This window comes from Halomonas sp. AOP30-A1-24, from assembly GCF_052378165.1.
Taxonomy (GTDB): Bacteria; Pseudomonadota; Gammaproteobacteria; order Pseudomonadales; family Halomonadaceae; genus Vreelandella; species Vreelandella citrativorans.
Map to the genome: position 1 here is coordinate 1 of NZ_JBQSXL010000010.1, position 26,137 is coordinate 26,137.

At 55.4% G+C, this 26,137-nt stretch carries 25 protein-coding genes and 1 riboswitch; of the genes, 14 read left to right on the plus strand and 11 right to left on the minus strand.

All coding sequences use genetic code 11. The annotated features are described in order from the left end of the window. On the plus strand, positions 1-187 hold a 187-nt coding region (locus ACT3TJ_RS07425; RefSeq protein ID WP_444622383.1), incomplete at its 5' end, for a hypothetical protein. A 27-nt stretch (positions 188-214) separates the two neighbouring features. Beyond that, on the plus strand, positions 215-364 hold the full coding sequence (locus ACT3TJ_RS07430) for a phage integrase N-terminal SAM-like domain-containing protein (protein ID WP_444622382.1): 150 nt from the start codon (positions 215-217) through the stop codon (positions 362-364). A 46-nt stretch (positions 365-410) separates the two neighbouring features. On the opposite strand, the gene ACT3TJ_RS07435 is transcribed toward ACT3TJ_RS07430, so the two are convergent. Next, on the minus strand, positions 411-1,013 hold the full coding sequence (locus ACT3TJ_RS07435) for a methyltransferase domain-containing protein (protein ID WP_444622381.1): 603 nt from the start codon (positions 1,011-1,013) through the stop codon (positions 411-413). A 130-nt stretch (positions 1,014-1,143) separates the two neighbouring features. Next, positions 1,144-1,296: riboswitch (TPP riboswitch) on the plus strand. A gap of 90 nt (positions 1,297-1,386) precedes the next feature. Here ACT3TJ_RS07435 and tenA point away from each other — a divergent pair. Beyond that, the gene (tenA, locus tag ACT3TJ_RS07440) at positions 1,387-2,055 is read left to right on the plus strand and encodes a thiaminase II (RefSeq protein ID WP_444622380.1); all 669 of its coding nucleotides are present in this window, start codon (positions 1,387-1,389) and stop codon (positions 2,053-2,055) included. A gap of 22 nt (positions 2,056-2,077) precedes the next feature. Further along, a complete protein-coding gene (gene thiC / locus ACT3TJ_RS07445; protein ID WP_444622379.1) occupies positions 2,078-3,988 on the plus strand; it encodes a phosphomethylpyrimidine synthase ThiC in 1,911 nt (636 codons plus the stop codon). Positions 3,989-4,056: 68 nt separating this feature from the next. Here thiC and ACT3TJ_RS07450 read toward each other — a convergent pair whose 3' ends face one another. From ACT3TJ_RS07450 to ACT3TJ_RS07465, 4 genes are all read right to left on the minus strand, one after another. Beyond that, on the minus strand, positions 4,057-5,220 hold the full coding sequence (locus ACT3TJ_RS07450) for a DUF2955 domain-containing protein (protein WP_444622378.1): 1,164 nt from the start codon (positions 5,218-5,220) through the stop codon (positions 4,057-4,059). After that, positions 5,210-6,271, minus strand: a complete 1,062-nt coding sequence (locus ACT3TJ_RS07455) for an HlyD family secretion protein (RefSeq protein WP_444622377.1) — start codon at positions 6,269-6,271, stop codon at positions 5,210-5,212. Before ACT3TJ_RS07455 ends, ACT3TJ_RS07450 begins: the two co-directional genes overlap by 11 nt. A gap of 240 nt (positions 6,272-6,511) precedes the next feature. Beyond that, a complete protein-coding gene (locus ACT3TJ_RS07460) occupies positions 6,512-7,021 on the minus strand; it encodes a porin family protein (protein ID WP_087105797.1) in 510 nt (169 codons plus the stop codon). A gap of 77 nt (positions 7,022-7,098) precedes the next feature. After that, entirely contained in the window at positions 7,099-8,019 is a 921-nt protein-coding gene (locus ACT3TJ_RS07465; RefSeq protein WP_444622376.1) for an EamA family transporter, read from the minus strand. 147 nt (positions 8,020-8,166) lie between these two features. Between ACT3TJ_RS07465 and ACT3TJ_RS07470 the strand changes: the two genes are divergently transcribed. Next, a complete protein-coding gene (locus tag ACT3TJ_RS07470) occupies positions 8,167-9,351 on the plus strand; it encodes an acetate/propionate family kinase (protein WP_444622375.1) in 1,185 nt (394 codons plus the stop codon). Continuing rightward, entirely contained in the window at positions 9,348-11,531 is a 2,184-nt protein-coding gene (gene pta / locus ACT3TJ_RS07475) for a phosphate acetyltransferase (RefSeq protein WP_441678420.1), read from the plus strand. The genes ACT3TJ_RS07470 and pta overlap by 4 nt, the downstream gene beginning before the upstream one ends. 137 nt (positions 11,532-11,668) lie before the next feature. Here pta and cyoE read toward each other — a convergent pair whose 3' ends face one another. The 6 genes from cyoE to ACT3TJ_RS07505 form a co-directional block, all read right to left on the minus strand. Next, positions 11,669-12,592 carry a heme o synthase gene (gene cyoE / locus ACT3TJ_RS07480; RefSeq protein ID WP_444622374.1) on the minus strand — a complete coding sequence of 308 codons (924 nt, stop codon included), beginning with the start codon at positions 12,590-12,592 and terminating at the stop codon, positions 11,669-11,671. After that, positions 12,550-12,873, minus strand: coding sequence for a cytochrome o ubiquinol oxidase subunit IV (gene cyoD, locus ACT3TJ_RS07485; RefSeq protein WP_087108378.1), 324 nt, complete (start codon positions 12,871-12,873; stop codon positions 12,550-12,552). The genes cyoE and cyoD overlap by 43 nt, the downstream gene beginning before the upstream one ends. Continuing rightward, positions 12,870-13,484 carry a cytochrome o ubiquinol oxidase subunit III gene (cyoC, locus tag ACT3TJ_RS07490; RefSeq protein ID WP_193054005.1) on the minus strand — a complete coding sequence of 205 codons (615 nt, stop codon included), beginning with the start codon at positions 13,482-13,484 and terminating at the stop codon, positions 12,870-12,872. The genes cyoD and cyoC overlap by 4 nt, the downstream gene beginning before the upstream one ends. Continuing rightward, positions 13,484-15,460, minus strand: coding sequence for a cytochrome o ubiquinol oxidase subunit I (gene cyoB, locus ACT3TJ_RS07495; protein WP_193054004.1), 1,977 nt, complete (start codon positions 15,458-15,460; stop codon positions 13,484-13,486). Before cyoB ends, cyoC begins: the two co-directional genes overlap by 1 nt. A 2-nt stretch (positions 15,461-15,462) precedes the next feature. Next, complete coding sequence (cyoA, locus tag ACT3TJ_RS07500) at positions 15,463-16,449, minus strand: ubiquinol oxidase subunit II (protein ID WP_193054003.1); 987 nt, start codon at positions 16,447-16,449, stop codon at positions 15,463-15,465. A 278-nt stretch (positions 16,450-16,727) separates the two neighbouring features. Further along, positions 16,728-17,519 carry a DeoR/GlpR family DNA-binding transcription regulator gene (locus ACT3TJ_RS07505; protein WP_444622373.1) on the minus strand — a complete coding sequence of 264 codons (792 nt, stop codon included), beginning with the start codon at positions 17,517-17,519 and terminating at the stop codon, positions 16,728-16,730. Positions 17,520-17,823: 304 nt separating this feature from the next. Between ACT3TJ_RS07505 and ACT3TJ_RS07510 the strand changes: the two genes are divergently transcribed. The 8 genes from ACT3TJ_RS07510 to ACT3TJ_RS07545 all read left to right on the plus strand — a co-directional run bounded on the left by ACT3TJ_RS07510 (position 17,824) and on the right by ACT3TJ_RS07545 (position 26,005). Then, entirely contained in the window at positions 17,824-18,666 is an 843-nt protein-coding gene (locus ACT3TJ_RS07510; RefSeq protein WP_444622372.1) for an outer membrane protein OmpK, read from the plus strand. 54 nt (positions 18,667-18,720) lie between these two features. Further along, a complete protein-coding gene (locus tag ACT3TJ_RS07515; protein ID WP_444622371.1) occupies positions 18,721-20,004 on the plus strand; it encodes a NupC/NupG family nucleoside CNT transporter in 1,284 nt (427 codons plus the stop codon). An 86-nt stretch (positions 20,005-20,090) separates the two neighbouring features. Next, positions 20,091-20,882, plus strand: a complete 792-nt coding sequence (deoC, locus tag ACT3TJ_RS07520) for a deoxyribose-phosphate aldolase (RefSeq protein WP_172118018.1) — start codon at positions 20,091-20,093, stop codon at positions 20,880-20,882. Position 20,883: 1 nt separating this feature from the next. Continuing rightward, positions 20,884-22,212: a thymidine phosphorylase gene (gene deoA / locus ACT3TJ_RS07525; protein WP_444622370.1), complete on the plus strand. Its 1,329-nt coding sequence runs from the start codon at positions 20,884-20,886 to the stop codon at positions 22,210-22,212. Between the two features lie 27 nt (positions 22,213-22,239). Next, positions 22,240-23,484, plus strand: a complete 1,245-nt coding sequence (locus ACT3TJ_RS07530) for a phosphopentomutase (protein WP_444622369.1) — start codon at positions 22,240-22,242, stop codon at positions 23,482-23,484. A 32-nt stretch (positions 23,485-23,516) separates the two neighbouring features. Next, complete coding sequence (deoD, locus tag ACT3TJ_RS07535; RefSeq protein ID WP_444622368.1) at positions 23,517-24,242, plus strand: purine-nucleoside phosphorylase; 726 nt, start codon at positions 23,517-23,519, stop codon at positions 24,240-24,242. A gap of 24 nt (positions 24,243-24,266) precedes the next feature. Then, a complete protein-coding gene (gene cdd / locus ACT3TJ_RS07540) occupies positions 24,267-24,674 on the plus strand; it encodes a cytidine deaminase (RefSeq protein WP_444622367.1) in 408 nt (135 codons plus the stop codon). Positions 24,675-24,880: 206 nt separating this feature from the next. Then, positions 24,881-26,005 (plus strand): aminotransferase class V-fold PLP-dependent enzyme, encoded by a 1,125-nt coding sequence (locus ACT3TJ_RS07545; RefSeq protein WP_444622366.1) that lies wholly within the window; start codon positions 24,881-24,883, stop codon positions 26,003-26,005. Positions 26,006-26,137 lie beyond the last annotated feature (132 nt).

Consider the following 26,137-nt stretch of genomic DNA (forward strand, 5'->3'; position numbering starts at 1 on the left):
TATACCCGGCTGCATAACCTCAATGAATGCGCCAGCGCGCTCATTAGAACTATCTAGCCGCTTAGATCGAATCTACCTCATTGATTCTATTGATAGCAAAGCAAATTTTGGCTGTCTATCCAAAATTCGCATGCTGGCACGATTTGCCATTCTCAATAATACTGTATACAAATACATACTAAGATAAATACAAAGGGATACCCCCATAAAGCTAATGGATAGGGTCCGGGCCACCTTGCGGGTAAAACACTATAGCTTTCGCACCGAGAAAACGTATTGCTATAGGGTTCGCTTCTTCACTCGCTTTCAGGGGACAGGGCTCCATGCTGCGATAACGACTGCCGAAGTGAGGCAACACCTGTAGTAAATCAAGGCACGTGGCAGCCGCTGCTTTAAACAAGCCGGTTCAATCAAACCGCATGCTTTCTCAAGATAAGATCAAACCGATGCCAGTGATGCATTACCAGCCCGCCCTCTCCTTCACTTTCGCGAAAAAGCTCGATCTCTAAACCGCCGCAAAGGGCTTCTACTGCATCCTTCGAGTGAAAGCTCATTGTTGGATGCTTGGCCCAATCATGCCGGTTACCGAAGAGGTGCCCGACAAATAACCCTCCCGGCTCAAGCGCTGAAAGGATCATGTTCCACAGTATGGAAAAGTACGTTGGCTCGCAGAACGGTAGGCTTAGCCCGGCGTGGATCAGGGCAGACGATGGCAGGCCTTTCAATTCCTCGAAACACGACGTCATCACCGTCAAATCAGCGCCGAGTAATTTAGGTTTTAGTGTTTCAACTCGCGCAATGGCATTGGGCGCTTTGTCGATCGCCAAGACCTTCCACCCTGACGTCAGCAGTAGTGCGGTTTCAATGCCGCCTCCACATCCTAAATCGATAGCATGGCCGTTACCTTTGGCTAAGCACTCATCCCCCAAGGCGCGGCGTAATAGCGGTGAGGCGGCTCGCGTTTGATTGGCGCAATAGAAAGCTTCCCAGCCCGTTTTGTTATCGGTGGTCAATGTCAGTACTTCCTGATCGCATCACGCTGTAATGATGAGTATTAATCGTCATAATCAATTCAAATTAACACGTAGCACCGTCGTCCGCCCCCTTGCATCTCCCTCCACCGCCACCTAGACTCGCTGAGTTGAATGCTTGACGGGGTGCCGGTGAATCCGGCTGAGATGGCGCAGGGCGTAGCAATTTTGCTGCCAAGCGCTGGTCCCGCTGAACCTGATCCGGCTAATGCGCTGCTTTTGATGTAGCGCGGGTACCGGCGTAGGGATCAAGCGATGGCGCCGGCTAGCTCTCTCCCACAATCGCTCGCCACCCTTCCGTGCCATTTCCTCGATCTTTTCGCCTGCCCTTCGGATCACCACCACCGGAGGATGTATGGGCTACCGCTTTACTGATTTAACCACTGCCTGCCATGACGATTGGCGCGCCTACATTGAGCACGACTTTGTGCGCCAGCTGGGCAACGCTACGCTGCCTGAAGCGTCATTTCGCCACTACCTGAAGCAGGATTATCTGTTTCTGATTCACTTCGCTCGCGCCTATGCGTTGGCCGCCTACAAAAGCCCTACGCTTGCCGATTTGCGCCAAGCCCATGAAGGTTTAAAAACCATTGTGGATGTGGAACTGGGCTTGCACGTGGGGTTTTGTAGCGAGTGGGGTATTTCCGAGGAGGCACTTGCCGAGCTACAAGAAGCTCGGGCGACCATGGCCTACACCCGCTACGTGCTGGATACCGGCAACCGTGGCGACCTGCTGGATTTACACGTGGCACTTGCCCCTTGCCTGGTGGGCTATGGCGAGATTGCCAACTGGCTGAACGCGCAATCCTCCACAGTGCGTGGCGGCGATAACCCGTTCGATGCCTGGATAGCGATGTACGAAAGCGAGGAGTTTCAGGCGGCCATGCAAGCCGAGCTTGAATGGCTGGATGCTCGCCTCGCCGACGTCCCCCCTGCCCGCTTTAATGAGCTCAGCAAAATTTTCCGCGATGCCACGCGTTTGGAAATCGACTTCTGGCAGATGGGCCTAGACCTTTCCCATTAATTCCAATAACAAGGATATAACCGTGAACAAAACCGTTACCCAGAAGACAGCCCGCTTTCTAGCCGAAACCGCCCAGGTCGATGCCGCCGCGATTTCCCCACTACCCGGTTCACGCAAGGTGTATCTTGAAGGCTCGCGCCCGGATATCCGCGTGCCGTTTCGGGAAATCAGTCTCTCGCCGACCAAAACGACTAGCGTGGATGAACATAACCCGCCGCTGCTGGTGTACGACACCTCTGGCCCCTACACCGACCCCAACGCTCAGATTGATCTACGCCGTGGGCTTCCCGCGCTTCGCCGGGCGTGGATTGAGGAGCGCGACGACACCGAGTTTTTAGAAGGCCATACGTCTGAGTACGGCAAACGCCGCGCCAACGACCCCATGCTGGCCCAGCTGCGCTTTGATTTGAAACGCACGCCGCGCCGGGCAAAAGAAGGCAAGAACGTTACCCAGTTGCACTATGCCCGCCAAGGGATTATCACGCCGGAAATGGAGTTTATCGCCCTGCGCGAGAATCAACGCCGCCAAGCGCTGGGCAATGCCGAGGTGGAGCGAATTTTGGGCCACCAGCATCGCGGCCAGAGCTTCGGCGCCAGCATCCCAGAAGAAATTACGCCGGAGTTTGTGCGCGATGAAGTTGCTCGTGGGCGGGCGATTATCCCCAATAACATCAATCACCCCGAAAGCGAGCCGATGATTATCGGGCGTAACTTTCTGGTCAAAATTAACGGCAACCTGGGCAACTCGGCCGTTACCTCGTCGATTGAAGAAGAAGTCGACAAAATGACCTGGGGGATTCGCTGGGGCGCGGATACCATCATGGATCTCTCCACCGGGCAGAACATTCACGAAACCCGCGAATGGATTTTGCGTAACTCGCCAGTGCCTATCGGTACGGTGCCCATTTATCAAGCGCTGGAGAAGGTCAACGGCGTGGCCGAAAACCTGACCTGGGAGGTGTTTCGTGATACGTTGATTGAGCAGGCCGAACAGGGTGTGGATTACTTCACCATTCACGCAGGCGTTTTGCTGCGCTATGTGCCGCTGACCGCCAACCGGGTGACGGGCATCGTCTCGCGCGGCGGCTCGATCATGGCCAAATGGTGTTTGTATCATCATCAGGAGAGCTTTCTGTATACCCACTTCGAGGAAATCTGCGAGATCTGCAAGCAGTACGATGTGGCGTTCTCATTAGGTGACGGCCTGCGCCCAGGTTCTATCGCCGATGCCAACGACGAAGCGCAGATGGCCGAGCTTAAAACCCTGGGTGAGCTGACCCACATTGCCTGGAAGCACGACGTGCAGGTAATGATTGAAGGCCCCGGCCACGTGCCCATGCACCTTGTGAAAGAGAACATGGACAAGCAGCTGGAGTACTGCGATGAAGCGCCCTTCTACACACTCGGCCCGCTGGTCACGGATATCGCACCAGGCTACGACCATATTACCTCGGGCATTGGGGCCGCGATGATCGGCTGGTTTGGATGTGCCATGCTCTGCTACGTCACGCCGAAAGAGCACCTAGGCCTGCCCAACAAAGATGACGTAAAGACCGGTATTATTACCTACAAAATTGCCGCCCACGCGGCGGATCTCGCCAAGGGCCACCCGGCAGCACAGCGGCGTGATAATGCGCTTTCCAAGGCGCGGTTTGAATTTCGCTGGGAAGATCAGTTCAACCTAGGGCTAGACCCAGACACCGCGCGGGAATTCCATGACGAAACTTTGCCCAAGGATTCCGCGAAGGTCGCCCATTTTTGCTCCATGTGCGGGCCCAAGTTCTGCTCAATGAAGATTAGCCAGGAAGTACGCGACACCTACCGCGACCGCACGCCAGAAAGCACTAACGACGCGGAGTCGGTTAAGCGCGGTATGGAAGAGCAGGCGGAGAAATTTCGCCAAACGGGAAGCCAGCTGTATCAGGAAGTGTAAAGCGGTTTAAAAACTCAAGGGTTAAACGCAAACAGGGGCCTGAAAGCCCCTGTTGTCGACGTGTTACGCTAACTTTCGGGTAGTCGCGTAGGCTCCCAAAGATTAAGCAGATAATGCAGGCAAGCCATGACGAGTAGCGTTACTACCAGCGCCACACTCATGGATGAAAAACGGTACAGGGCGCTATAGACAAGGTCCTGGCTGGGGCCTAAAGATTGACCAAACAAAATGCCTAAAGTGGTCATCCCGCCAAACCCGATACCTGAACCGCCGCCTTCAAGTATGTGTTCGCGCCCAAACAGCAATAGCCCCAACCAATAAAGCACAATCGCCAGCAGGAAGTGGTTGCTTTGCGTATAAAGCAGAAGCTGCATTATCAGCGCCAGGTTACACCCCAACAGCGTGCCGATGGCGCGTTTGCGAGCGGATACACGTGCACCGGCATACCCCATCGCGAACAGCACCAGAATGGTCGCCATTTGTGCCGAGAGCGACCCCTGCAGGTCAAACACCTGAAAAACGACAAAGGAAAGTGTCGCGGTAATGCCGCCCATCAACGTTTCATGGCGCATCTGCGCTTTCGTCTTGGTGCTTTTGGGCGGCGGTTGGCGGGGCTCAACGTCGGGGAAAAGTGTGTACATCAGCATGGCGATGAACACGGCGAGCACGCTGGCCACAAAATTGGAGGCCAACAAATCCGCTAGATCGACGCTGGGGTAGCTCGCAAAATGCAGCAGAATGCTTAAGGTTAATACGCCATTGGCCCCAAACAGAAACAGCGGGCCTTTTGCCATCAGGCTAAACCGAAACAGGAACATACCCAACACGACCAGCGTCATCACCACCGGCATATGTTTAAGCAGGCCGACCACCAGGCTGACTTCCAGCGCATTCACCGATACGTTACCTAAAAACTGGCGAATAATGCTGATATTCAGAATGGGCACCATACCCAGCAAAAACATCGGAAAAACGGTAAAGAAGACGCCGTAGTTCCAACCCATTAACTGACTGATAATAAATCCGAGCGTGCCGCCACCGGCCACCCGCAAACACTGGCGCAGGGCATTCTCACTCAGGCGATGATAGGCAGGTGCCTCTGGGCCAGCGCCGCTACGGCGGGGCGTGCGCTTAAAAAAACTACGCAGCGCGCGACTGATTGACCACGTGCTGGCATCCGCCGGTTTTGTATCAACGGGCCCTGCAGTAGTAGAACCCGCATCAGTAGACATAATGTAGCCAGCTGATCAGATGCGTTTGTAGCCATGCAAAGGGATGCGCCAGCGCATGTTCCCCCGGTAGCAGTTGCACCGTTGCCCGGGCGCCGCTTGGCAGCAGCGCAGCAATGGGTTCGTTGAGGACAATATGAATACGCAAGCGCTGCGCATCGCGCACCCAGCGGTCAGAGGTAGGAATATCCGCCAGTTGCCCATCAGCGGTCAGTTGCCCTTCCCGCACGCCAGCATCAAAAGCACTGACCTGCCCTTCAAAGATATGCCCTGGCATGGCATCGAAGATCACCGCAGCCGAGTCGCTGGGCAGTACGTGGCGTAGGCTTTTTTCACGGAAGTCGGCAACGATATCCATCTTCTGAGTCACCAGTGCGATCACTGGCTGCCCCGCCTGAACATAGTCGCCCACCTGAAGCTGCAAGTTCGTCACCTGGCCTGACTCTGCCGCCCGCACTTCGGTACGTTCGACGTCCAACTGCGCTTTCTCAAGTGCGTTGTCGGCTTGGCGCAAGCGCAGGTTGGTATTTCCGTTCTCGCCTAGCTGTACTTCCAGGCTCTGTATGTTCGCCTCGGCGGAAGCCACTTCTGCCAGGGCGGTATGCTCAGCCGCTACCTGCTGCTCGTACTGCTGGCGTGAAATACTCTGCCGCCCCACCAGGGCTTCGCCACGGCGCCGCTCGCTGCTGCGCTCCTCAGCCGTTGCCTGGGCAGAGGCCAGCACCGCCCGTGCGGCGGCAAGCTCCGCTTCAAGGCGCGTGTTTTCGCGCTCAGCCTGCTCACGGTTTAGCCGCGCTTGATCAAGGGCAAGCTGAAAGGGCTCGGGGTCCAGACGAAACAGCACATCGCCTTTGGCAACCTGTTGATGGTCACGCACGGTCACTTCTTTCACTGGCGCGCTGAGCTCTGGTGCCACACGGGCAACCGGGCGCATTACCCTGGCCTCGGGCGTCATGGGCATGAAGCTGTCAGCTATCAAGAAATAGATAAACAGCAGTGCAAAGGCAGCCAGCGCCACCTTCACCCAGCGGGCGAATTTTTGATCAGGGGACATGGAGTTTTACTCTTTGTTTTGCGCGCCTTCTACGTACGCGCAGAGCGCTTGTGGCCAGCAGATGCTTAATGGAATAGCGCATTTTAGCAAATGATTAGCAAGCTAACAATGAGCCACCCTTCTGCTTTATTAGCGTTATTTAGTAGTGCCCTTGGCTACCCAGAAAAAATTCATAAAAAACCCCAGAGCCAAAAGGCCCTGGGGTTGGATAAACCACTAACGCGTTTTAAGCGTTAATCATTAAAAACGGTATTTTAAGCCCACGCTTGCCGCATCGAAATCGTAGGCAGACTTGTCCAGATAACGCATGTAATCAGCGCTGATGGCCAGATTGTTGGCGACATCAATTTCACCGCCCGCGCCATAGGAGAAACCGCTTTCACTGTCGTGGTCGAAATCCACTTCAGTGACACCGATCAGACCATACAGGCGTGCATTGGGGGTAATAGGCGCGATGCCTTTTGCGTAAGCACCTACCAGGTAATCCAGCTTGGTATCACCATCGGAGCCACCGGTACCCAGATGCCCTTCGAGCGCGAAGTAATCATTGAACTGCGCACCACCGCGCAAACGCAGGCCTACGTCGTTACGTGAGGAACCGCGGTCAGGATCAAGGTTCCAAAACATGGCGTCGCCCGCCACGTAACCTTCAGGGTGACCAAATGATTGCTGTGCCTGGGCTGATGCAGCGAATGCACCCGCGCCGACCAAGAGTGCCGCAGAAGTGAGTGATAATACGGTCATCTTCATCGTCATGTACCTCCGTTAAAAAACAGTGTTTCCTTACACAACTTCATTGTGGTACATGTCCGAAAAGAACGCAACGTTTACCGCCCTTTGGATAGGCTAAGTGCGACAATACCACCCACCACGACCGCCCCACCCAATAACTGGCCAGGGCTTAGCGTTTGCCCTAATACGAAATAACCGATCACCAAAGAGGCGACAGGTTCGATATTCATGACCGGGGCGTTGCGGGCCATATCCAGGCGCGGCACAAAAATAAACAGTGTCGAGAACGCGGTGGCGTAAAGCAGCGCCAAAAGCCCCAACCCCACCCAGCCTTGGCTATTGTCAGGTAGGCTCATACCACCTGGCACGACACCTAAAGCCCCACCGATTACCATGGCGAAAAACACGGCTTGCATGGTTAAAAGACTGCGCAGCGTGCTGCCTACCTGAGATAAACGGTGCTCGGTAACCCATAGCGCGCAGGCGAAAACGAACGCAGCCAGCAACCCAAATCCAATACCGGCGACCCATTCCGGCCCCATACTGTCAGCACTGGAAAGCCACGCTGGAATATCCAGCACGACCAACAGCCCGATTAAAATGGTCCCCATAATAAGGCAACTGCGAAGCGACGGACGCGGCCCGCCCAGCGCCCAACTCAATAGTGCTAACTGAATGGGGAAGGTATTGACCAACAGTAGCGCAATAACAACAGGAAGCCGCGCAACCGCTGAATAAAGGCTGACACTTTGAATGGTGATAAGAAGGCCTACCACCAGTTGCCAGGGCCAGGTGCCCGAAGGCAGCCAGAAGCGTTTCTTCTGAACGATCACAAGGGCGAGCAGGATCAAACAGGCTACCCCGGAACGCGTTAATACGGCCAGCAGTAACCCTGTACCGTTATCAAAGGCAAGCCTGGCCGATACATGGTTGGCAGCGAACATGGTGCCAACGGTCATTAGCAGCAAAATGGCCAAGTGGCGCGGCAGGTGGTTGGGTAACGAGGACGTAGTCATAGGCTCCAGGCAGCAAAAGAACGTTAACCGCCAAGCATGCCCGGATTTGAGTCGAATGGCTAAACAAATATCCGCCTACGTTAATGCCCCTTGCCGCCTGTCACACTAACGTACAAACTAAACCTTTACTCTTTTGGTAGATTCTTTATGAATGCACCGGTGCTGGTTATTAATTGTGGTTCATCCTCTATTAAATACGCACTGATCGATCCGGCCCCTGATGCCCCGCGCTTAGCAGGCTTGGCAGAGCGCTTAGGCAGCGCCGATGCCCGTTTAAAAGGAATAAATAGCGCGGGGGGAAGCTTTAGCCATGCACTCCCCAATGCTGACCATACTCAAGTGCTCAACGCCATTTTAAACAGCCTGGAAGGACGCATTCCGGGCGCTATTGGGCATCGCATTGTTCATGGCGGAGAGAAGTTTACTCAGGCCGCTTTGATTGATAGTGATGTTATCAGTGCGATTAAGGCCACCGCCGCGTTGGCACCTCTGCATAACCCTGCCAACCTGGCAGGCATCAGCGCTACCCAAAAGATATTCCCAGCACTACCTCAGGTTGCGGTATTCGATACCGCGTTTCACCAAACCCTCCCAGTAAAAGCTTACCGCTATGCCCTGCCAGAGAGCCTCTACGCTGAGCACGGCATTCGTCGCTACGGATTCCATGGCACGAGCCACGCCTTTGTTAGCCAGCGGGCTGCCGAGCTTAGCTCTCGTGGTGCGGGCGGTTGGTTAACAGCCCACTTGGGTAACGGCTGCTCAACCGCAGCGGTTTGGAATAACCGAAGCCTGGACACCAGCATGGGGCTTACCCCCCTAGAAGGCCTGGTGATGGGCACGCGCAGCGGCGATGTCGACCCGGGCTTGCACGCCCACCTACACCGTCAGTTAGGCTGGTCGCTGGACAAGATTGATGACGTGCTGAATAAGCAAAGCGGGCTATTGGGGCTTTCTGGCTTAACCAACGATATGCGTGAAGTCGAGGAAGCAGCAGAGCAGGGTCATGAAGGCGCCATGCTGGCGCTGGATGTATTTTGCTACCGCATTGCTAAGTCGCTTGCTGCTCTCTCTTGCGCACTGCCGACGCTTGATGGCGTCATTTTTACCGGTGGCATCGGCGAGAACTCTCCTCTTGTACGCAGCCGCGTTATCAGCCTACTGCCTCACTTTGGCTTTGCCCTTGATGAGGCGAGCAATGACGTGATGATTCGCGGTAAAGAGGGCAAGCTGGACAGGGCAAATCACCAGGGTCCCGAAGCCTGGGTTATTCCTACCGACGAAGAAGGCCGTATCGCGATGGAAACACGTCAATGCCTGGAGGCCCAAGCATGAGCTCGTCCCCCTCTCAACCTCAAGCCATTCTTCTGGTGCCCACAAGCATGGGGGCCGGATTAACCTCAGCCTGTTTAGGCTTGATTCAGGCGCTCGACACCATTGGCCTTAAAGCCGGGTTTTTGAAGCCGTTTATGCAAAAAGAGCTGAACGGCCCGGGCCTTGATCGCTCAACGGCACTGGTGTCTCGCACGCTCAACCTGCGCCCGCCTTCGCCGATCTCACAAGCCCGGCTGGAGCGCCTGCTGCGCGATGACCAAACCGATGAGCTAATGGAAAATGTGGTCGAGCTTTATGAGCAGGTAATGCAACAGGCTGAGCGGGACGGTAATGCGCTGGATTTAGTCGTAGTGGAAGGCGTAGTGCCTACCCAGTACACCACGTACGCGACGCAAACCAATGCTCAACTGGCGCATGCACTTAATGCCCGAATCATTCTGGTGGGCACCGGGGATTTAAACGAGCCACAGGCACTTGCTGAAGAGCTGGATATGCACGCCAGAAGCTTTGGCGGGGTTAGCTCGACCCGCACGTTGGGCGGCATCCTGATGCGCATGAAGAACCTGCCTTACGGCCAGGAAGATGACCTTTCGGCAGCGCCGGGCACCATTAAACCGCAGCTTGAAGAGTCGGTGCTTAACGAGCTTCGCGGCTATTCACCGTCACTAGCCACCGACAGTTTTCACCTAATCGGCATCGTGCCTTACAGCAAAACACTCAATGCGCCCCGCACGCTGGACGTGGCACGGGCACTAAGTGCCAAGGTGCTGAATGAAGGCGATGCGGCAAGCCGCCGGGTAATGTCGACAAGCCTGTGTGCGCGTAGCGCGGCGAATGCGCTGCATATCTTTACACCCGGCAGTCTGGTGGTGGCTTCTGGCGACCGTGACGACGTCGTGCTGGCGTCCGCCCTCGCTACCATGAACGGCACTCAGTTGGCGGGCATATTGCTGACCAACGGTTTTTTGCCTAACGACAATATGATTGAGATGTGTCGCCCAGCGCTTAGAACCGGCCTGCCCGTGCTGGCGGTTGAAACCGACAGTCTGACCACGGCTCAAAACTTGAGCCAGCTTAGCAGCGAAATCCCCGTTGATGATTTCGAGCGTGCCGAGCAGGTGGCGCGCTTTGTCGCTGCCCATATCGACCTTGAATGGCTCAAAGACAAGTTAAGCCACGGCTATGCACGGCGCTTATCTCCTTCGGCGTTTCGCTATCAGTTGGTCAAACAGGCTCAGCACGCAAAAAAACGGATCGTACTGCCGGAAGGCGATGAACCCCGCACGGTGGAGGCGGCCATTATTTGTCAGCGGCGCGGCATTGCCAACTGCGTACTGTTGGGCAGTCGTGAGAACATCGAGGAAGTGGCGCGTAACCGCGGTTTAGCACTGCCCGACGAGTTGACGATTATCGACCCCGAAAGCACGCGTGCCCACTATATTGCGCCCATGGTAGAACGTCGGCGTGGCAAGCTTAACGAACTCACCGCTGAGGCCCAGCTACAGGATAACGTGGTGCTTGGCACCATGATGCTTCAGTTGGATGAAGTCGATGGCCTTGTCTCGGGTGCTATCCACACCACCGCTAACACCGTGCGCCCGGCGTTTCAGCTGATAAAAACCGCGCCAGAATATAGCCAGGTATCGTCAATCTTCTTTATGCTGCTGCCCGAGCAGGTAGTGGTGTATGGCGATTGTGCGGTGAACCCGGACCCGGATGCCGAAACGCTGGCTGAAATAGCCCTGCAAAGCGCCCGCTCCGCAGAAGCGTTTGGCATTGAGCCGCGCGTGGCCATGATCAGCTACTCAACGGGAGATTCAGGCACCGGTGCGGATGTCGATAAAGTGCGTGAAGCTACGCGCATCGCCAAAGAGCGTGCCCCGCACTTATTGATCGATGGCCCGCTTCAGTACGATGCAGCCGCCATTGAGAGCGTGGGTAAGCAGAAAGCGCCGGATTCGCCCGTAGCGGGCCGCGCCACCGTCTTTGTATTCCCGGACCTGAATACCGGCAATACGACCTACAAAGCGGTGCAGCGTAGTGCCCGCGTAGTCAGCGTTGGCCCCATGCTGCAAGGCTTAAACAAGCCAGTGAATGACCTTTCCCGAGGCGCGCTGGTGGATGATATCGTCTACACCATCGCGCTGACCGCTATTCAGGCAAGCCAGCGAGAAGCGTAAACCCGTCATCGCACCTGATAAGCTTCGCAGGTGCGACCAATGATAAAATGATAAGTAAGCTTTAAGACAAGAAAAAACCCCGGCCAGTTTAACTGCCCGGGGCTTTTCTAATTCAACCATTTAGCGGCGTGGATCAATCACGTCCACATTGGCACCATGGATTCCAACACAATCACCAGGCTCATCGCGGTGATGGTCAAAATCGATACACCAAATACGCGTTTGGCCCAGCGTACATCATCATCCAGCCGGTAGCCGCAGATAGCCAGGTAGAGCCAGTAGCCCCCCATGGTCAGAGCGACACACAGGTAGCCAGTACCCGCCTGACTCGCCAGTACCAAAGCCAATGAGGCGGGAATAAACGCCACAATGTAGCCAAGGATGTGATGCTTTGCGCGCTTGATCCCGTGAACAACAGGCAGAACGGGAATCGAAGCGCGCTGGTAATCGGCATAGCGGAAAATCGCAATGGCATAGGAGTGCGGCATCTGCCAGAGGCAGAAGATCAACAGCAGAACCATCGCCCCACTGTCAAAGGTACCCGTCACGGCGCAGTACCCAATCACGGGCGGCATAGCGCCTGACAAGCTACCTACCACGGTGCCGTATTCGGAGTTGCGCTTCATATAGAGGCTATACACCCCCACATACACGCCCCATCCGATAACAGCCAAGGCCACCGTCAACCCGTTGGTGCCCAATGCCAGGCAGACCACACCACTGATACCCAGAAACGCCGACAAGCCCAATGCTTGCGTGATAGAGACGCTTCCCCTAACCAGAGGACGATGGCGCGTGCGCGCCATCAGAGCATCAATATCCCTATCAATCACGTTGTTACAGGCACAGCCTGAGGCGATCACTAACGCGATCCCCAACATGACCGAAGCAAACGTCACCAGATCGAATTCACCGTGCGCGGCTAGAAAGTAGCCGCCAAGGGCGGCAATGAGATTGCCGCCAATGATTCCTGGCTTGGTTAGCTCAAGCAGATCGTGCCACCGATTGGGCATGCTGGTTAGCCGATCATCATGTTGAGATGTAGATGCTGCATGATCCACAGCGAACCTCCTACCACTAGGCCGAGAATCAGCACCGTAAAGACGAAGGAAAGCATGTTCCAGCCATCTTCAGTCTTGAAGTCCAAGTGCATGAACATCACAAGCTGAACCAGCACCTGTAAAACGGCCGTCACAGTGATGATTCCCACGTTCACGGGTAAGCTGAACGAACCCAGCATAACCGCGCCAAATGGAATGACAGTCAGGACTAACGACAGCACAAGACCCGTTACATAGGACTTTACGGTGCCGTGACCGGACGGTTGGCTAGAAGAACTCATACCAGCACTCCCATCAAGTAGACGAAGGAGAAGACACAGATCCAGACGATATCCAGGAAGTGCCAGAACAAGCTCAAGCACAGGATACGCGGACGCGTTTTATCATTCAGACCTTTAGTCGACAACTGAACCAGCATGACCAGAATCCAGATCATACCGAACATTACGTGCAGACCGTGGGTACCTACCAGTGTAAAGAACGCTGACAGGAAGGCGCTGCGATCCGGGCCCCATCCCTCATGGATAAAGTGATGGAACTCATAGATTTCCATGCCCAGGAACATCAGGCCCAACACGAACGTAATGCCCAGCCACAGTTTCACCTGGCCGACGCGATTGGCATTCATTGCCAGAACGCCCATGCCGAAGGTGAAACTACTGATCAGCAGTGCAAAGGTGCCGAAGAGAATCAAAGGTAGTTCAAAAATATCCGCACCGGTCGGCCCGCCTGCCGTGCCCCTCATGAGCACGGCGTAGGTGGCGAATAGTGTTCCGAAGATCACTAAGTCGCTCATTAGGTAGACCCAGAAACCAAATACCTTGGTAGGACCGGCATCGTGGTGCTCATGCTCTTCAGCATGGGCATCGTGATGTAGGGATTCAGTAGCCATTACGCCTGGGCCTCCACACGTTGTTGATGAGCACGTTCGATTCGCTCGACCTCTGCAGCTGGCACGTAGTAATCGATATCGTCGTTAGATACCCGCATCAGGAAGCTCACCAGCATGCCGATTGCACTGAACCCAGCTAGCCACCAGATGTGCCATACCATGGCGAAACCAAAGATCATCGCAAAGACACTGATGACAGGTCCGGCCACCGTGTTCCTCGGCATATGGATATCCGTGTAAGGCGCATTGTCCAACTGCTCGTTGCCACGCTGCTTTTGTGACCAGAAGCTGTCGATATCACCAACGACGGGCAGACGCGCAAAGTTGTAGAACGGGGGCGGCGATGAAGTTGACCACTCCAACGTACGAGCATCCCATGGGTCGCCAGTCACGTCCGCATACTTATCGCGGTTACGCACGCTTACGTAGAACTGGATGAGCGTACAAGCGATACCCGCAGCAATCAGCAGAGCACCGACCAAGGCAACGATAAACCAGGGCTGCCACTCAGCGTTCGGGTATGAGTTCATGCGGCGCACAGCACCGTAGAAGCTCAGTACGTATAGCGGCATGAATGCCACGTAGAAACCTGACACCCAGAACCAGAACGAGCGCTTGCCCCACTTCTCGTCAAGCGTGAAGCCAAAGGCTTTCGGGAACCAGTAGGTCAGACCCGCCATCATGCCGAAGACCACGCCACCAACGATAACGTTATGGAAGTGGGCAATAACGAACAGACTGTTGTGCAGCACGAAGTTTGCCGCCGGCAGCGCCAGCATAACGCCTGTCATACCACCGAGGACGAAGGTGATAATAAAACCCAGCGTCCAGAGCGTCGGCGAGGTCATTTCCAAGCGTCCACGGAAGATAGTGAACAGCCAGTTAAAGACTTTCACCCCAGTCGGTACGGCGATGATCATTGTCATGATGCCGAAGAAGGCATTGACGTTGGCGCCTGCGCCCATGGTAAAGAAGTGGTGCAACCAAACGATGAATGACAGGATCGTGATCGCGATCGTTGCCCATACCATGGTGTGGTAACCGAACAGACGCTTGCGTGCAAAGGTCGCGATAACTTCTGAAAACACACCGAAGGCCGGCAGAATCAGAATGTAAACCTCAGGGTGACCCCACGCCCAGATAAGGTTGACGTACATCATCATGTTGCCGCCCATATCGTTCGTGAAGAAATTCATCCCCAGGTAACGATCCAGCGTCAGCATGGCAATAGTAGCGGTCAAAATCGGGAAAGAGGCAATGATCAGTACGTTGGCGCACAGCGACGTCCAGGTAAAGATCGGCATGCGGAACATAGTCATGCCCTTGGTACGCATTTTCAGGATAGTAACGAAGAAGTTAATACCCGTTAACGTGGTACCTATCCCGGATATCTGCAACGCCCATATCCAGTAATCGACCCCTACCCCAGGACTGTACTCTATCCCCGATAACGGCGCGTAAGCCAACCAACCTGTGGTAGCGAACTCACCCACGAACAGAGAAATGTTGACCAGCAGCGCCGAAACCGCGAACAGCCAGAAACTCAGGTTGTTCAGGAACGGGAACGCAACATCGCGCGCACCGATCTGTAACGGAACAACCAGGTTCATCAGGCCGATAACCATAGGCATGGCCACGAAGAAGATCATGATAACGCCGTGGGCGGTAAAGATCTGGTCGTAGTGGTCAGGCGGCAAAATGCCCATCGAACCACCTGCAGCGACCGCCTGCTGCACACGCATCATCAAGGCATCAGCAAAACCGCGCAGCAGCATGATAAGCGCCACGATGAAATACATGATACCGAGCTTTTTATGGTCAACGGAGGTGAACCACTCGTTCCATAGCCAGCCCCACTTACGGAAATAGGTCAGCGCGCCTAACAATGCCGCGCCGCCTAGAATCCCCACGAGACCCGCAAGAACCAGAATGGGTTCGTGAAGGGGAATTGCTTCTAGGGTTAATTTACCGAACACGGTTACTCTCCCGCCTCATTGCTCACAGGTTGGCCTTCTTCAGCCTCGCCACTCGCTTGGTTGTCGGTCGTTTGATAGGCTTCATTGCTATCGATAGCTGGTGCGCGAGGCGCATCTTGAGTGTCGGTTTCAGGATCGCTGCCAGTACGGAAGCTGGAGACCAGACGCTCATAGAACTCAGGTGTAACACTTGCGAAGTACTCAACGGGGTTGAACGAAGAGCGCTCAGCCAATTGTGAGTAGCCTTCTGGGTAGGTCAGCGTTTGTGGTGACTGCCGAACCTCTTCTACCCACGCATCAAAGTCTTCATCTGATGTCGCGTGAGCATCGAAGATCATTCCAGAGAAACCTGCACCGCTATAGTTGGTCGAACGACCGCTATAGGTACCGATCTCATTAGCTTCGAGATAAACGTCATTATCCATTCCTGCCATGGCATAAATCTGGCTGCCTAGTCGAGGAATGAAGAAAGAGTTCATCACCGAACCGGAGCTCACTCGGAAGCGGACGGGCGTATCAACCGGGAATGCCACTTCATTTACCGTTGCAATACCTTGCTCGGGATAAATGAACAGCCATTTCCAATCAAGTGCCACGACCTGAATTTCAAGCTCAGGTGTATCACTTTCAAGTGCGCGATGGGGGTCAAGGTCGTGTGAACTTTTCCAGGTAATTACGCCCAAAATAGCGACAATTACGACAGGAACTAGCCAAACAATGCCCTCGATCCAGTTAGAGTGCGCCCAGTCAGGAAGGTATTCAGCCATCGTATTGCTACGGCGATAGTACCAGCCAAACACTATCGTCATAACAATAACGGGGATGACCACGATCAGCATCAAGCCAAATGAACTCAGGATCAGTGAACGCTGGGTTTCACCAACGACACCTTTTGGGTCCATCAAGGCCGAGCTACAGCCTGCAAGCAGCAAGCACAGCGCAATGAGCACCAGAGTGCCTGACCTGCGCCAGTAGGAAGGTTGTTGCATGGTGCGATCTCGTCAGAGTTGCGTTACAAAACTAGCCGTCAAACAGCAAGCCAAACGATATGCCATATGTCAGCTAACTAACACCCCATACTCTTCCCAAAACACTCTGCCAAAGGTACTGCCTGTGCTCCGGGAAAAACATGCGCTACCGGGATTAGAAGCAGGTAGCGGATTGAACCGACATCCTAACATGAAGGAAGCCCGCTCTAACCGGCGTATCTTCCTTTGATCCAGGCAACGAATCAAAGCGACGATTTGACGCACCTAGCCGCACCCTCTTAACGCGGTTGTTCATAAGTAGATGAAACAGAAAGGTGGGTAAGCACACGCCCCGTAAAATGGGTAAATAACGCGGGCGCAGCACCCTCATTAGTCACAACAATGTCAAAATCGTTCAATGACGCGAAATAGGCGGGGCGAATCATGCCGATTTTACTCGCGTCGATTACTAATAAGCGCTGCGAAGCACAGGCAATAGCCGCCTGCTTGGGGGCTACTTCATGAAAGTGAAAACAACTAACGCCTCGCGTGCAATCAACCCCAGCAGCGGAAATAAATGCCTTATTGATACCGATACGCTCAATGGCGGCGCGCATGTCATCGCTGCCAAATGATTGTGATGACGCATAAAATAGCCCGCCCAATAGCACCAAACGCACATTGGGTAGCGTCGATACCGCCGTGGCGACATTTAACGCATAGGTCACCACCGTTAGCTCATGAAAATTCCCCAGCTGCCCCAAAAGCGGCACCAGCGTTGAGCCGCAATCAATAAACAGCGTATCGCCCTCTTCAATAAAGCTTGCGGCCCGCTTGCAGAGCAAGTGCTTTAACGGATAGTCGTTGGCTTGCTGCTCCGCCAAATCGTACGCAGAAGTGTTACTTGGGTAACTTGCCATTACCAACCTTCCGCCCAGCAGCGTTAACGCAGAAGGCTGCGTTGAAAGGTCGCGGCGTATGGTCATTTCTGAAACACCGCATAAACTAGCGGCGTCACGTAAATGCAACGTACCACCACCGGCAAGCGTTTCCTGAAGCAATGCCAACCGCTGGGCGCTACGGTCGCTCATACCAGGCGTCTCCTCATTACCGTTATTATTCACTTTATAATGTGTCGTGCATGGCGGGTGCCATGACCCTTGTTACCCAACGGCGTGCTTAGCCTATGGCCGTGACATTAAAGCCGCAAGCTTAACGTCTGGAACATGCAAGCCCTCCTGCGATACCCCGGTAGCAGCATCCAATAAGCGTTGGTGTGAGTTTATTGCAAATGGGCGTTAAAAAAATAACATGCAATGTTATAATTATAACATTTCCGCCAGCCCACATAATTCTAACGACGGCCAAACTGTGGCAACCCCTCTTGAGGCTTACATGACTGCTCCGATCTCAATGCGTACGTTTTCATTCACCACCAGCGTTGGCGTTTTAGCCGCTGGCTTGGCACTGGCAACACCGGCAATAGCTGCCGATGCGCCGCCCCAGCCGACGACACCTCTTTGGTCCTTTGCCAATGTCTCGGTTAACTACCTCGACTGGTCTAACGGTACCGAGCGCCGCACGGCCTCCAACGCGGCAAAAAGTGACTTCACCTACGTAGAGATAGAAGGCGGCGCGGGCTTTAGCTGGGGCGAGTTCTACGGTTTCTTTGATTTCGAAAACCCGACCAACGACCAGTTCGATGAATCAAGCGGCGGTAAAGATAACTTCCGCACGGCAGGCAAGGTAACGTCACACATTTACCTGGGGGATACCCCGCTGTCGCTGTACGCCCACGTGTACGACTTCCGTGACTACGGCTATAACAGCCGCGAACAAGACCAAATCCTGGGCCTGGGCTACCGCACCACGTTCGCCAACGGTTTATGGTTTAAACCCTTTATTGGCGCAGCACGCGTTCAGAGCGAAAGCTATACTGGCATGAACGGCTACATGGCTGGCTGGGTCGCGGGCTATGACTTCGCCGCCCTTAATCAAAACTTCAGCGTCACCAACTGGCACGAGCAAACGTTTGGCCGCGACAGTGACTACCTGGAACAGAACTATGTAGGTGGCAAAGCCGGAAGCGTAGGCACCAACGGCGCGCTGAGCCTTTGGTGGCACCCCAGCGATTTGATCACAACGGGCGTTCAGTATCGCTACTCGGAGAATAAGCTCGGCACGCCGAATGCTTATCAAAACGCGATGATTTACTCTATCAAGCTCAACATACTTTAAGCAGGCTCAACTTACTTTAAACGAGCCCCCTTAGCGGACTCAAAGGATTCCCATATGACCCTCCTTATGAGCTTGGTTGGCATGGTCACTCTGGTGGCCATCGCTCTGATTTTTTCTTACGACCGTAAGTCAATTCGCTTGCGTACCGTGCTGGGCGCTTTTGGTATCCAGGCAGCCATCGGGGCGTTTGTCCTCTATGTGCCGTTTGGACAAACCTTTTTGCAAACCATTTCCATGGGAGTAAGCCAGGTACTGGTTTATGCCAACGACGGTATTGGCTTTCTGTTTGGTGGTCTGGCTGATGTTGATAATGTTGGCTTTATCTTCGCGATCAAGGTCCTGCCGGTCATTATCTTCTTCTCCTCGCTGATCGCCGTGCTTTACTACATGGGCATCATGCAGTGGGTGATTCGTATTCTGGGTGGCGGGCTGCAAAAAGCGCTCGGCACGTCGCGTACGGAGTCGCTTTCTGCGACCGCCAATATCTTCGTAGGCCAAACCGAAGCGCCGCTGGTGGTACGCCCGTTTATTGCTCGCATGACGCCCTCGCAGCTGTTTGCCGTTATGTGCGGCGGCCTTGCTTCGGTAGCGGGTTCGGTACTTGCCGGTTACGCGCAGCTGGGCATTCCCATGGGGTATCTGGTCGCAGCGTCGTTTATGGCAGCCCCGGGGGGGCTGCTGTTCGCCAAGCTGATCATGCCGGAAACCCAGGACGCGACTGACAGCGACAGCATCTCTAAAGTCGAGGAAGAGCTTCAAGAGCAGGAAAACAAACCCGCCAATGTGCTGGATGCTGCTGCCTCAGGCGCTACCTCTGGCCTGATGCTTGCGGCCAATGTTGGCGCCATGCTGCTGGCCTTTATTGCCTTGATCGCACTGATCAACGGTATTTTAGGAGGCGTTGGCGGCTGGTTTGGATTTGAGTCGCTGAGCCTTGAAATGATCCTGGGCTGGCTGTTTGCCCCGCTGGCTTTCATGCTGGGCGTGCCATGGGCTGAAGCCACCGTTGCGGGCTCCTTTATTGGCCAGAAGCTAGTGGTTAATGAGTTCGTCGCTTTTATTAACCTGGCCCCCTACATTGATGGGGAGCAGGTGGTTGCCGCGACGGGTCAATTAATGACGCCTCATACCACGGCCTTCTTGTCTTTCGCCCTGTGCGGCTTTGCCAACCTGTCCTCAATCGCTATTTTGTTGGGCGGTTTAGGCAGTATTGCACCGAGCCGTCGCGCTGAAATTGCCCGCTTTGGGGGCAAAGCCGTTCTGGCCGGTACACTGTCCAATTTAATGTCAGCCACTATCGCTGGCTTCTTCATCTCGCTGAGCAGTATTACGACATAACGCAGCGAGTACGACACCATGCAACGGGCGCTGCTGTTTGATCTCACAGTGCCCGTTTTGTCTTTTATCAATTTTGTGAGAATCCAATGACCGCGACAGCCTCTCCCCACGCCATCCAGGCCGCCCGCCAAGCGCTGAGCTTAATGGATTTGACCAGCCTGAATGACAGCGACACCGACAGCACGATTGAAGCGCTTTGCCAGCAGCTTAAAACGCCTTACGGCAACCCGGCCGCCGTTTGCGTCTATCCGCAGTTTATTGTTACCGCTCAGCGTGCGCTAACTGCCCACAAACTCAACGAGCTGGTAAAAATCGCGACCGTCACCAACTTCCCGAATGGCGGCGATGACATTATGGCGGCTGCCCGTGAAACCCGCGATGCCGTTGCCTCTGGCGCCCACGAAGTCGATGTGGTGTTCCCCTACCGCACGCTGATGGCAGGTGACGAAGAAACCGGCCTTGAGCTGGTTGAAATGTGTAAAGCCGCCTGCGCAGACCAGGCCCTGTTAAAAGTCATTATCGAGTCAGGCGAACTCAAAGACCCAGCGCTTATCAAACGTGCTAGCGAGCTTGCTATTGAAGGCGGCGCCGACTTTATTAAAACCTCTACCGGCAAAGTGGCCACCAACGCCACGCTGGAAGCCGCCGAAATTATGCTGAACGCGATTAAAGCAAGCGGTAAAGACGTGGGCTTTAAAGCCGCAGGCGGCGTGCGCACCACAGAAGAAGCCGCTGAGTACTTGGCACTGGCAAGCAACATCATGGGCAGTGCATGGATAACACCGGCACATTTTCGCTTTGGTGCATCGAGTCTTTTAGCCAATTTATTAAACACACTGGGCGGCGTAGAAAGCGCAGCACCACAGGAAGGCTACTAATATGCTCCCACAGGAATTAATTCGCGAAAAACGCGATGGCAACCCGCTGGCAGCAGCGGACATCAAAACGTTTGTCCAGGGCATTGCCGATGACCGTATCAGCGATGCTCAGATTGGCGCCTTCACCATGGCGGTATTTCTTAACGGCATGAGCCGTGAGGAAGTCGTAGCCCTAACCACCGCCACGCGTGACTCCGGCCACGTCATGCAGTGGGACTCCTTAAACCTGCCCGGCCCAGTGGTCGATAAGCACTCCACCGGCGGCGTGGGTGATCTGGTGTCTCTGGTACTCGGCCCGTGGGTCGCGGCGTGTGGCGCCTTTGTACCGATGATTTCAGGCCGTGGCCTTGGCCACACCGGCGGTACGCTGGACAAGCTTGAGTCGATCCCCGGCTACGACCCCTACCCGGCTCCTGAGCGCTTCAGCGATGTGGTGAAGTCCACTGGTGTGGCGATCATCGGCCAGACCGGCAACCTGGCACCGGCGGATAAGCGCATTTACGGCGTGCGTGACGTTACCGCTACGGTTGAGTCCATTCCGCTAATCACCGCGTCCATTCTGGGTAAGAAGCTTGCTTCCGGCCTTGATGCGCTGGTCATGGATGTCAAAGTCGGCAGTGGCGCGTTTATGCCCACCACCGAAAAATCCCACGAGCTTGCCAAAAGCATCGCCTCGGTCGCCACCCAGGCCGGTACGCCGACGACAGCCCTATTGACTGACATGAGCCAGCCGCTGGCACCGTGCGCAGGCAACGCGGTTGAAATCGTCGAAACGCTGGAACTGCTACGCGGTGAGCGTCCCAACAGCCGCGTAATGCAGGTCACGCGTGAGCTGGCGGTTGAAATGCTTATGGCGGGCAAACTGGCCAAGAGCCGTGAAGATGCTCTGAGCCAGCTTGAAAAAGCCCTGACCTCAGGTGCCGCAGCCGAAGTATTCGCGCGCATGGTACGTGAGCTGGGCGGCCCGGGTGACTTTATGGAGCGCTCTGACAGCTACCTTGCCAAAGCCAACGTGGTCAAACCCGTATATGCCGAGCAGTCGGGCAATGTGCTGCGCATCGATACCCGCGCTGTGGGCATGAGCGTGGTCGAGCTGGGCGGTGGCCGCCTGCGTAACGACGCCAGTATCGATCATAGCGTGGGCTTTAGTGCGATTGCCGAGCTGGGCACCCAAGTGGATAGCCAGCAGCCGCTAGCCTTCGTTCACGCGCGTAGCGCTGAAGAGGCTGACCGCGCCGCTGCCCAGCTGCGTGCTGCCATCACCATTGGCACGGGCGAAGCGACGATTGATTCACTGCTCCAGGAAGCCTATCGCGGTGAAGCGCTTTAATGAGCACCGCCTGACGAGGAAAACGCCATGAAACGTGCAATTGTGCTGGTACTAGACTCCTTCGGCATTGGCAGCGCTGCCGATGCTGCCGCCTTTGGCGATGAAGGCTCGGACACCTTGGGCCATATCGCTGCCGCCTGCGCGCGTGGCGACGCCGATACGGCTGAACGCTCAGGCCCCTTGAAGCTGCCCAACATGGCCAAACTTGGCCTGTTTCATGCCCACCGGGATAGCACCGGCACGGTTGCCGAAGGCGTTGCCCTCCCCGAGGTGCTTGAAGGCGCCTACGCCCACGCCCAGGAAATTTCCAGCGGCAAGGACACCCCGTCCGGCCACTGGGAAATCGCTGGCGTGCCGGTACGTTTTGACTGGGGTTATTTCAGCGATAAGACCGAAAGCTTTCCACAAGAGCTACTGGACAAGATTGTTCAGGCAGCCGACCTGCCCGGCGTAATCGGCAACTGCCATGCTTCAGGCACCGAGATCATCGCCCGGCTGGGTGATGAGCATGTGCAAACCGGCAAACCGATTGTGTATACCTCAGCGGATTCGGTCTTCCAGATTGCCGCTCACGAAGAGCACTTTGGCCTGGATCGCCTTTACGCGCTGTGCGAAACCGTGCGTGAGCTGCTGGAGCCTTACAATATCGGCCGGGTAATTGCCCGCCCGTTTATAGGTGAAGACAGCGCAAGCTTTGCGCGTACCGGTAACCGTCGCGATTACAGCATAGAGCCGCCTTCGCCCACGGTACTGCAAAAGCTCGCCGATGCCGGTGGTGAAATGGTATCGATTGGCAAGATTGCCGATATCTACGCCCACTGCGGCATTACCCACAAGGTCAAAGCCAGCGGTCACGATGCGCTGATGGATGCGACGTTAAGTGAAGTGGCGCGCACCGCTGCTGAAACCAGCGACCGCCCGACCATGATCATGACCAACTTTGTCGATTTCGACTCGGTCTACGGCCATCGCCGTGACGTGCCGGGCTACGCGGCCGCCCTTGAGCACTTTGACGCTCGCCTGCCGGAGCTGCTGGCTGCGTTGAACAGTGACGATCTGCTGATTCTTACCGCGGATCACGGCTGCGACCCAAGCTGGGAAGGTACTGAGCACACGCGCGAATACATTCCTGTGATGGTCAGCGGCGCGGGGTTCGCGCCAGGGCCGATGGGCGCACGCGATACGTTTGCCGATATTGGCCAGACACTGGCGGATTACTTCGCCCTTCCCGCAATGGACGATGGCAAAAGCTTTCTCTCTTATGCTGCCTGATGGCGCTATTTAACAAGACATAAGGAAACCACATGGCTACTCCGCATATTAATGCTGAACAGGGTGATTTCGCGGATACGGTGTTGATGCCCGGCGACCCGCTGCGCGCCAAGTACATTGCCGAAACTTACCTTGATGACGTGCGTCAGGTGAACGACGTGCGTGGCATGCTGGGCTATACCGGCACCTATAAAGGCCGCAAAATTTCCGTGATGGGCCACGGCATGGGTATTCCGTCAGTGTCCATCTATGCCAAAGAGCTGATTACCGATTACGGCGTGACGTCGATTATTCGCGTAGGCTCCTGTGGCGCGGTACGCGACGACGTTAACGTTCGTGATGTGGTGATCGGCATGGGTGCGTGCACGGATTCCAAGGTGAACCGCATGCGCTTTAACGACCACGACTTTGCCGCCATTGCGGATTTTGAGCTGACAAGCCACGCCGTAGCCGCCGCCAAAGCGCAAAACGTGCCGGTGAAAGTGGGCAACATTTTCTCCGCCGATCTGTTTTACAACCCGCAGACCGATATGGCCGAGCTGATGAAGCGCTACGGCATTGTCGGCGTTGAGATGGAAGCGGCTGGCCTTTACGGTGTTGCCGCCGAGTTCGGTGCCCGCGCGCTGACCATCTGCACCGTATCGGATCATATTTTGAAAGGTGAAGCGCTCTCCAGCGCCGATCGTCAAACCACCTTCAACGATATGATGATCATCGCGCTGGATACCGTCCTGCGTGATGACGCCGCCAACGCCTAAGTGGGTTAAACCGAGGAATCATCCATGAGCCAAGCAGACTCTGCGCTGGTCAACACGCTGCTTGATGCACTGAACAATGCCTACGTCCCGTACTCCGACCACCCGGTCGCGGCCGTCATGGTGTGCCCGGACGGCCAGCAGTTTGTAGGCGCTAACGTCGAAGTTGCTCACTACAAGGGGCTTTGTGCAGAAGCATCGGCCATTAGTGCGATGGTAACCGCTGGCCAGCGCAAGCTTGCCAAGGTGTATGTAATGGGGCCAGGCGAGCACCTGTGCACGCCCTGCGGGGATTGCCGTCAGCGTATTCGTGAGTTCGCTACCCCCGATACGCAAATCATGGTTATCTCCCGCCAGGGTGAGGTGCTCAAAACCTACACCATGGAAACATTACTGCCGGACGCCTTTGGCCCCGAGCAATTGCCTCAACGCTAGGCCGCATTCATTACTGCGGTTAGCCGCATCAGGCTGGTTGTCACTCTGCCGCCGTCTTCATGACGGCGGTTTTTTATTGCCTTGCGAACCACACTGCCAGCACTGGCCTCGCCTAACAATTCCTCGTACTCTATTTCCTCGGGCTCTAAGTCCCCAAACCCTGTAAGGCACTTTATCTCGCACGCTTACTCATTAAGGAGAACGCCATGGCGGCCCTACTGCCCAACGTTGATCCCACCGGACTGCTTGAATACTCGGTGGTGTATACCGACCGTTCGCTCAATCACATGTCGCAGCAGTTTCAAGGCGTCATGCGCGATATTTCGACCACGCTGAAAGAGGTCTATAACGCCCATGCAACGGCCATTGTTCCCGGTAGCGGGACGTTTGGCATGGAAGCGGTCGCACGTCAGTTCGCCCTGGATCAGAAAACCCTGGTGATTCGTAACGGCTGGTTCAGCTACCGCTGGACGCAGATTATCGAGATGGGCCGTTTAACCGACCAACACACAGTGCTCAAAGCACGCCGCGTGACGTCTGATGACCCGCAGTCGCCGTTTATGCCTGTACCTGCGGAAGAAGCCGCCGAGCGTATCCGCCAGGAAAAACCCGCTGTGGTGTTTGCCCCCCAGGTAGAAACCTCTGCGGGTCTACTGCTGCCTGATGACTACATTCGCACCGTGGCGCAAGCGACGCGTGAGGTGGGTGGCCTGTTTGTGCTGGACGCCATTGCCGCAGGCACCCTGTGGGTGGATATGCAGGATTTGGGCATCGATGTGGTGGTCAGCGCACCGCAAAAGGGCTGGAGCGGTTCACCCTGCTGCGCCATGGTCATGCTTTCTGAGCGCGCCACACAGCGCTTAAGCGAAACGCAAAGCAATAGCTTTGCCTGCGATTTAGCCAAATGGCACGCGATCATGCAGGCCTACGAAAACGGTGGGCATGCCTACCACGCCACCATGCCAACGGATGCCTTGCGCCAGCTGCGCGATATCATGCAGGAGACTCGTGAATACGGCTTTGCCAAGGTGAAGCAAGAGCAGCAGGCCATTGGTCAGGGTGTTCGGGACATGCTCGCACGCCACGGGTTTATCAGCGTTGCCGCTGAAGGCTTCGAGGCGCCGGGTGTCGTGGTCAGCTACACCGAGGACGCCGGGCTTGTCGGCAAGTTTGCCCAAGCGGGCGTTCAAGTCGCGGGCGGTGTGCCCTTAATGTGCGATGAAGGTGATAACTTCCAGACCTTTCGTATCGGCCTGTTTGGGCTGGATAAACTGCATCACACTAAACGCAGCGTGGACAACCTGGAAAAGGCCCTTACTTCGTTCAATTAATCAGCCGTTACACAGTGCTTAACGCTGACTATATCCGCTCAGAGGCGTCTTTTCGGGCGCCTCTGAGTGAATCGCTTGCAGCTGGCTGGCACTCGCATGCACAGAGGCTGCATGTAAGGACTGAATTAAGAA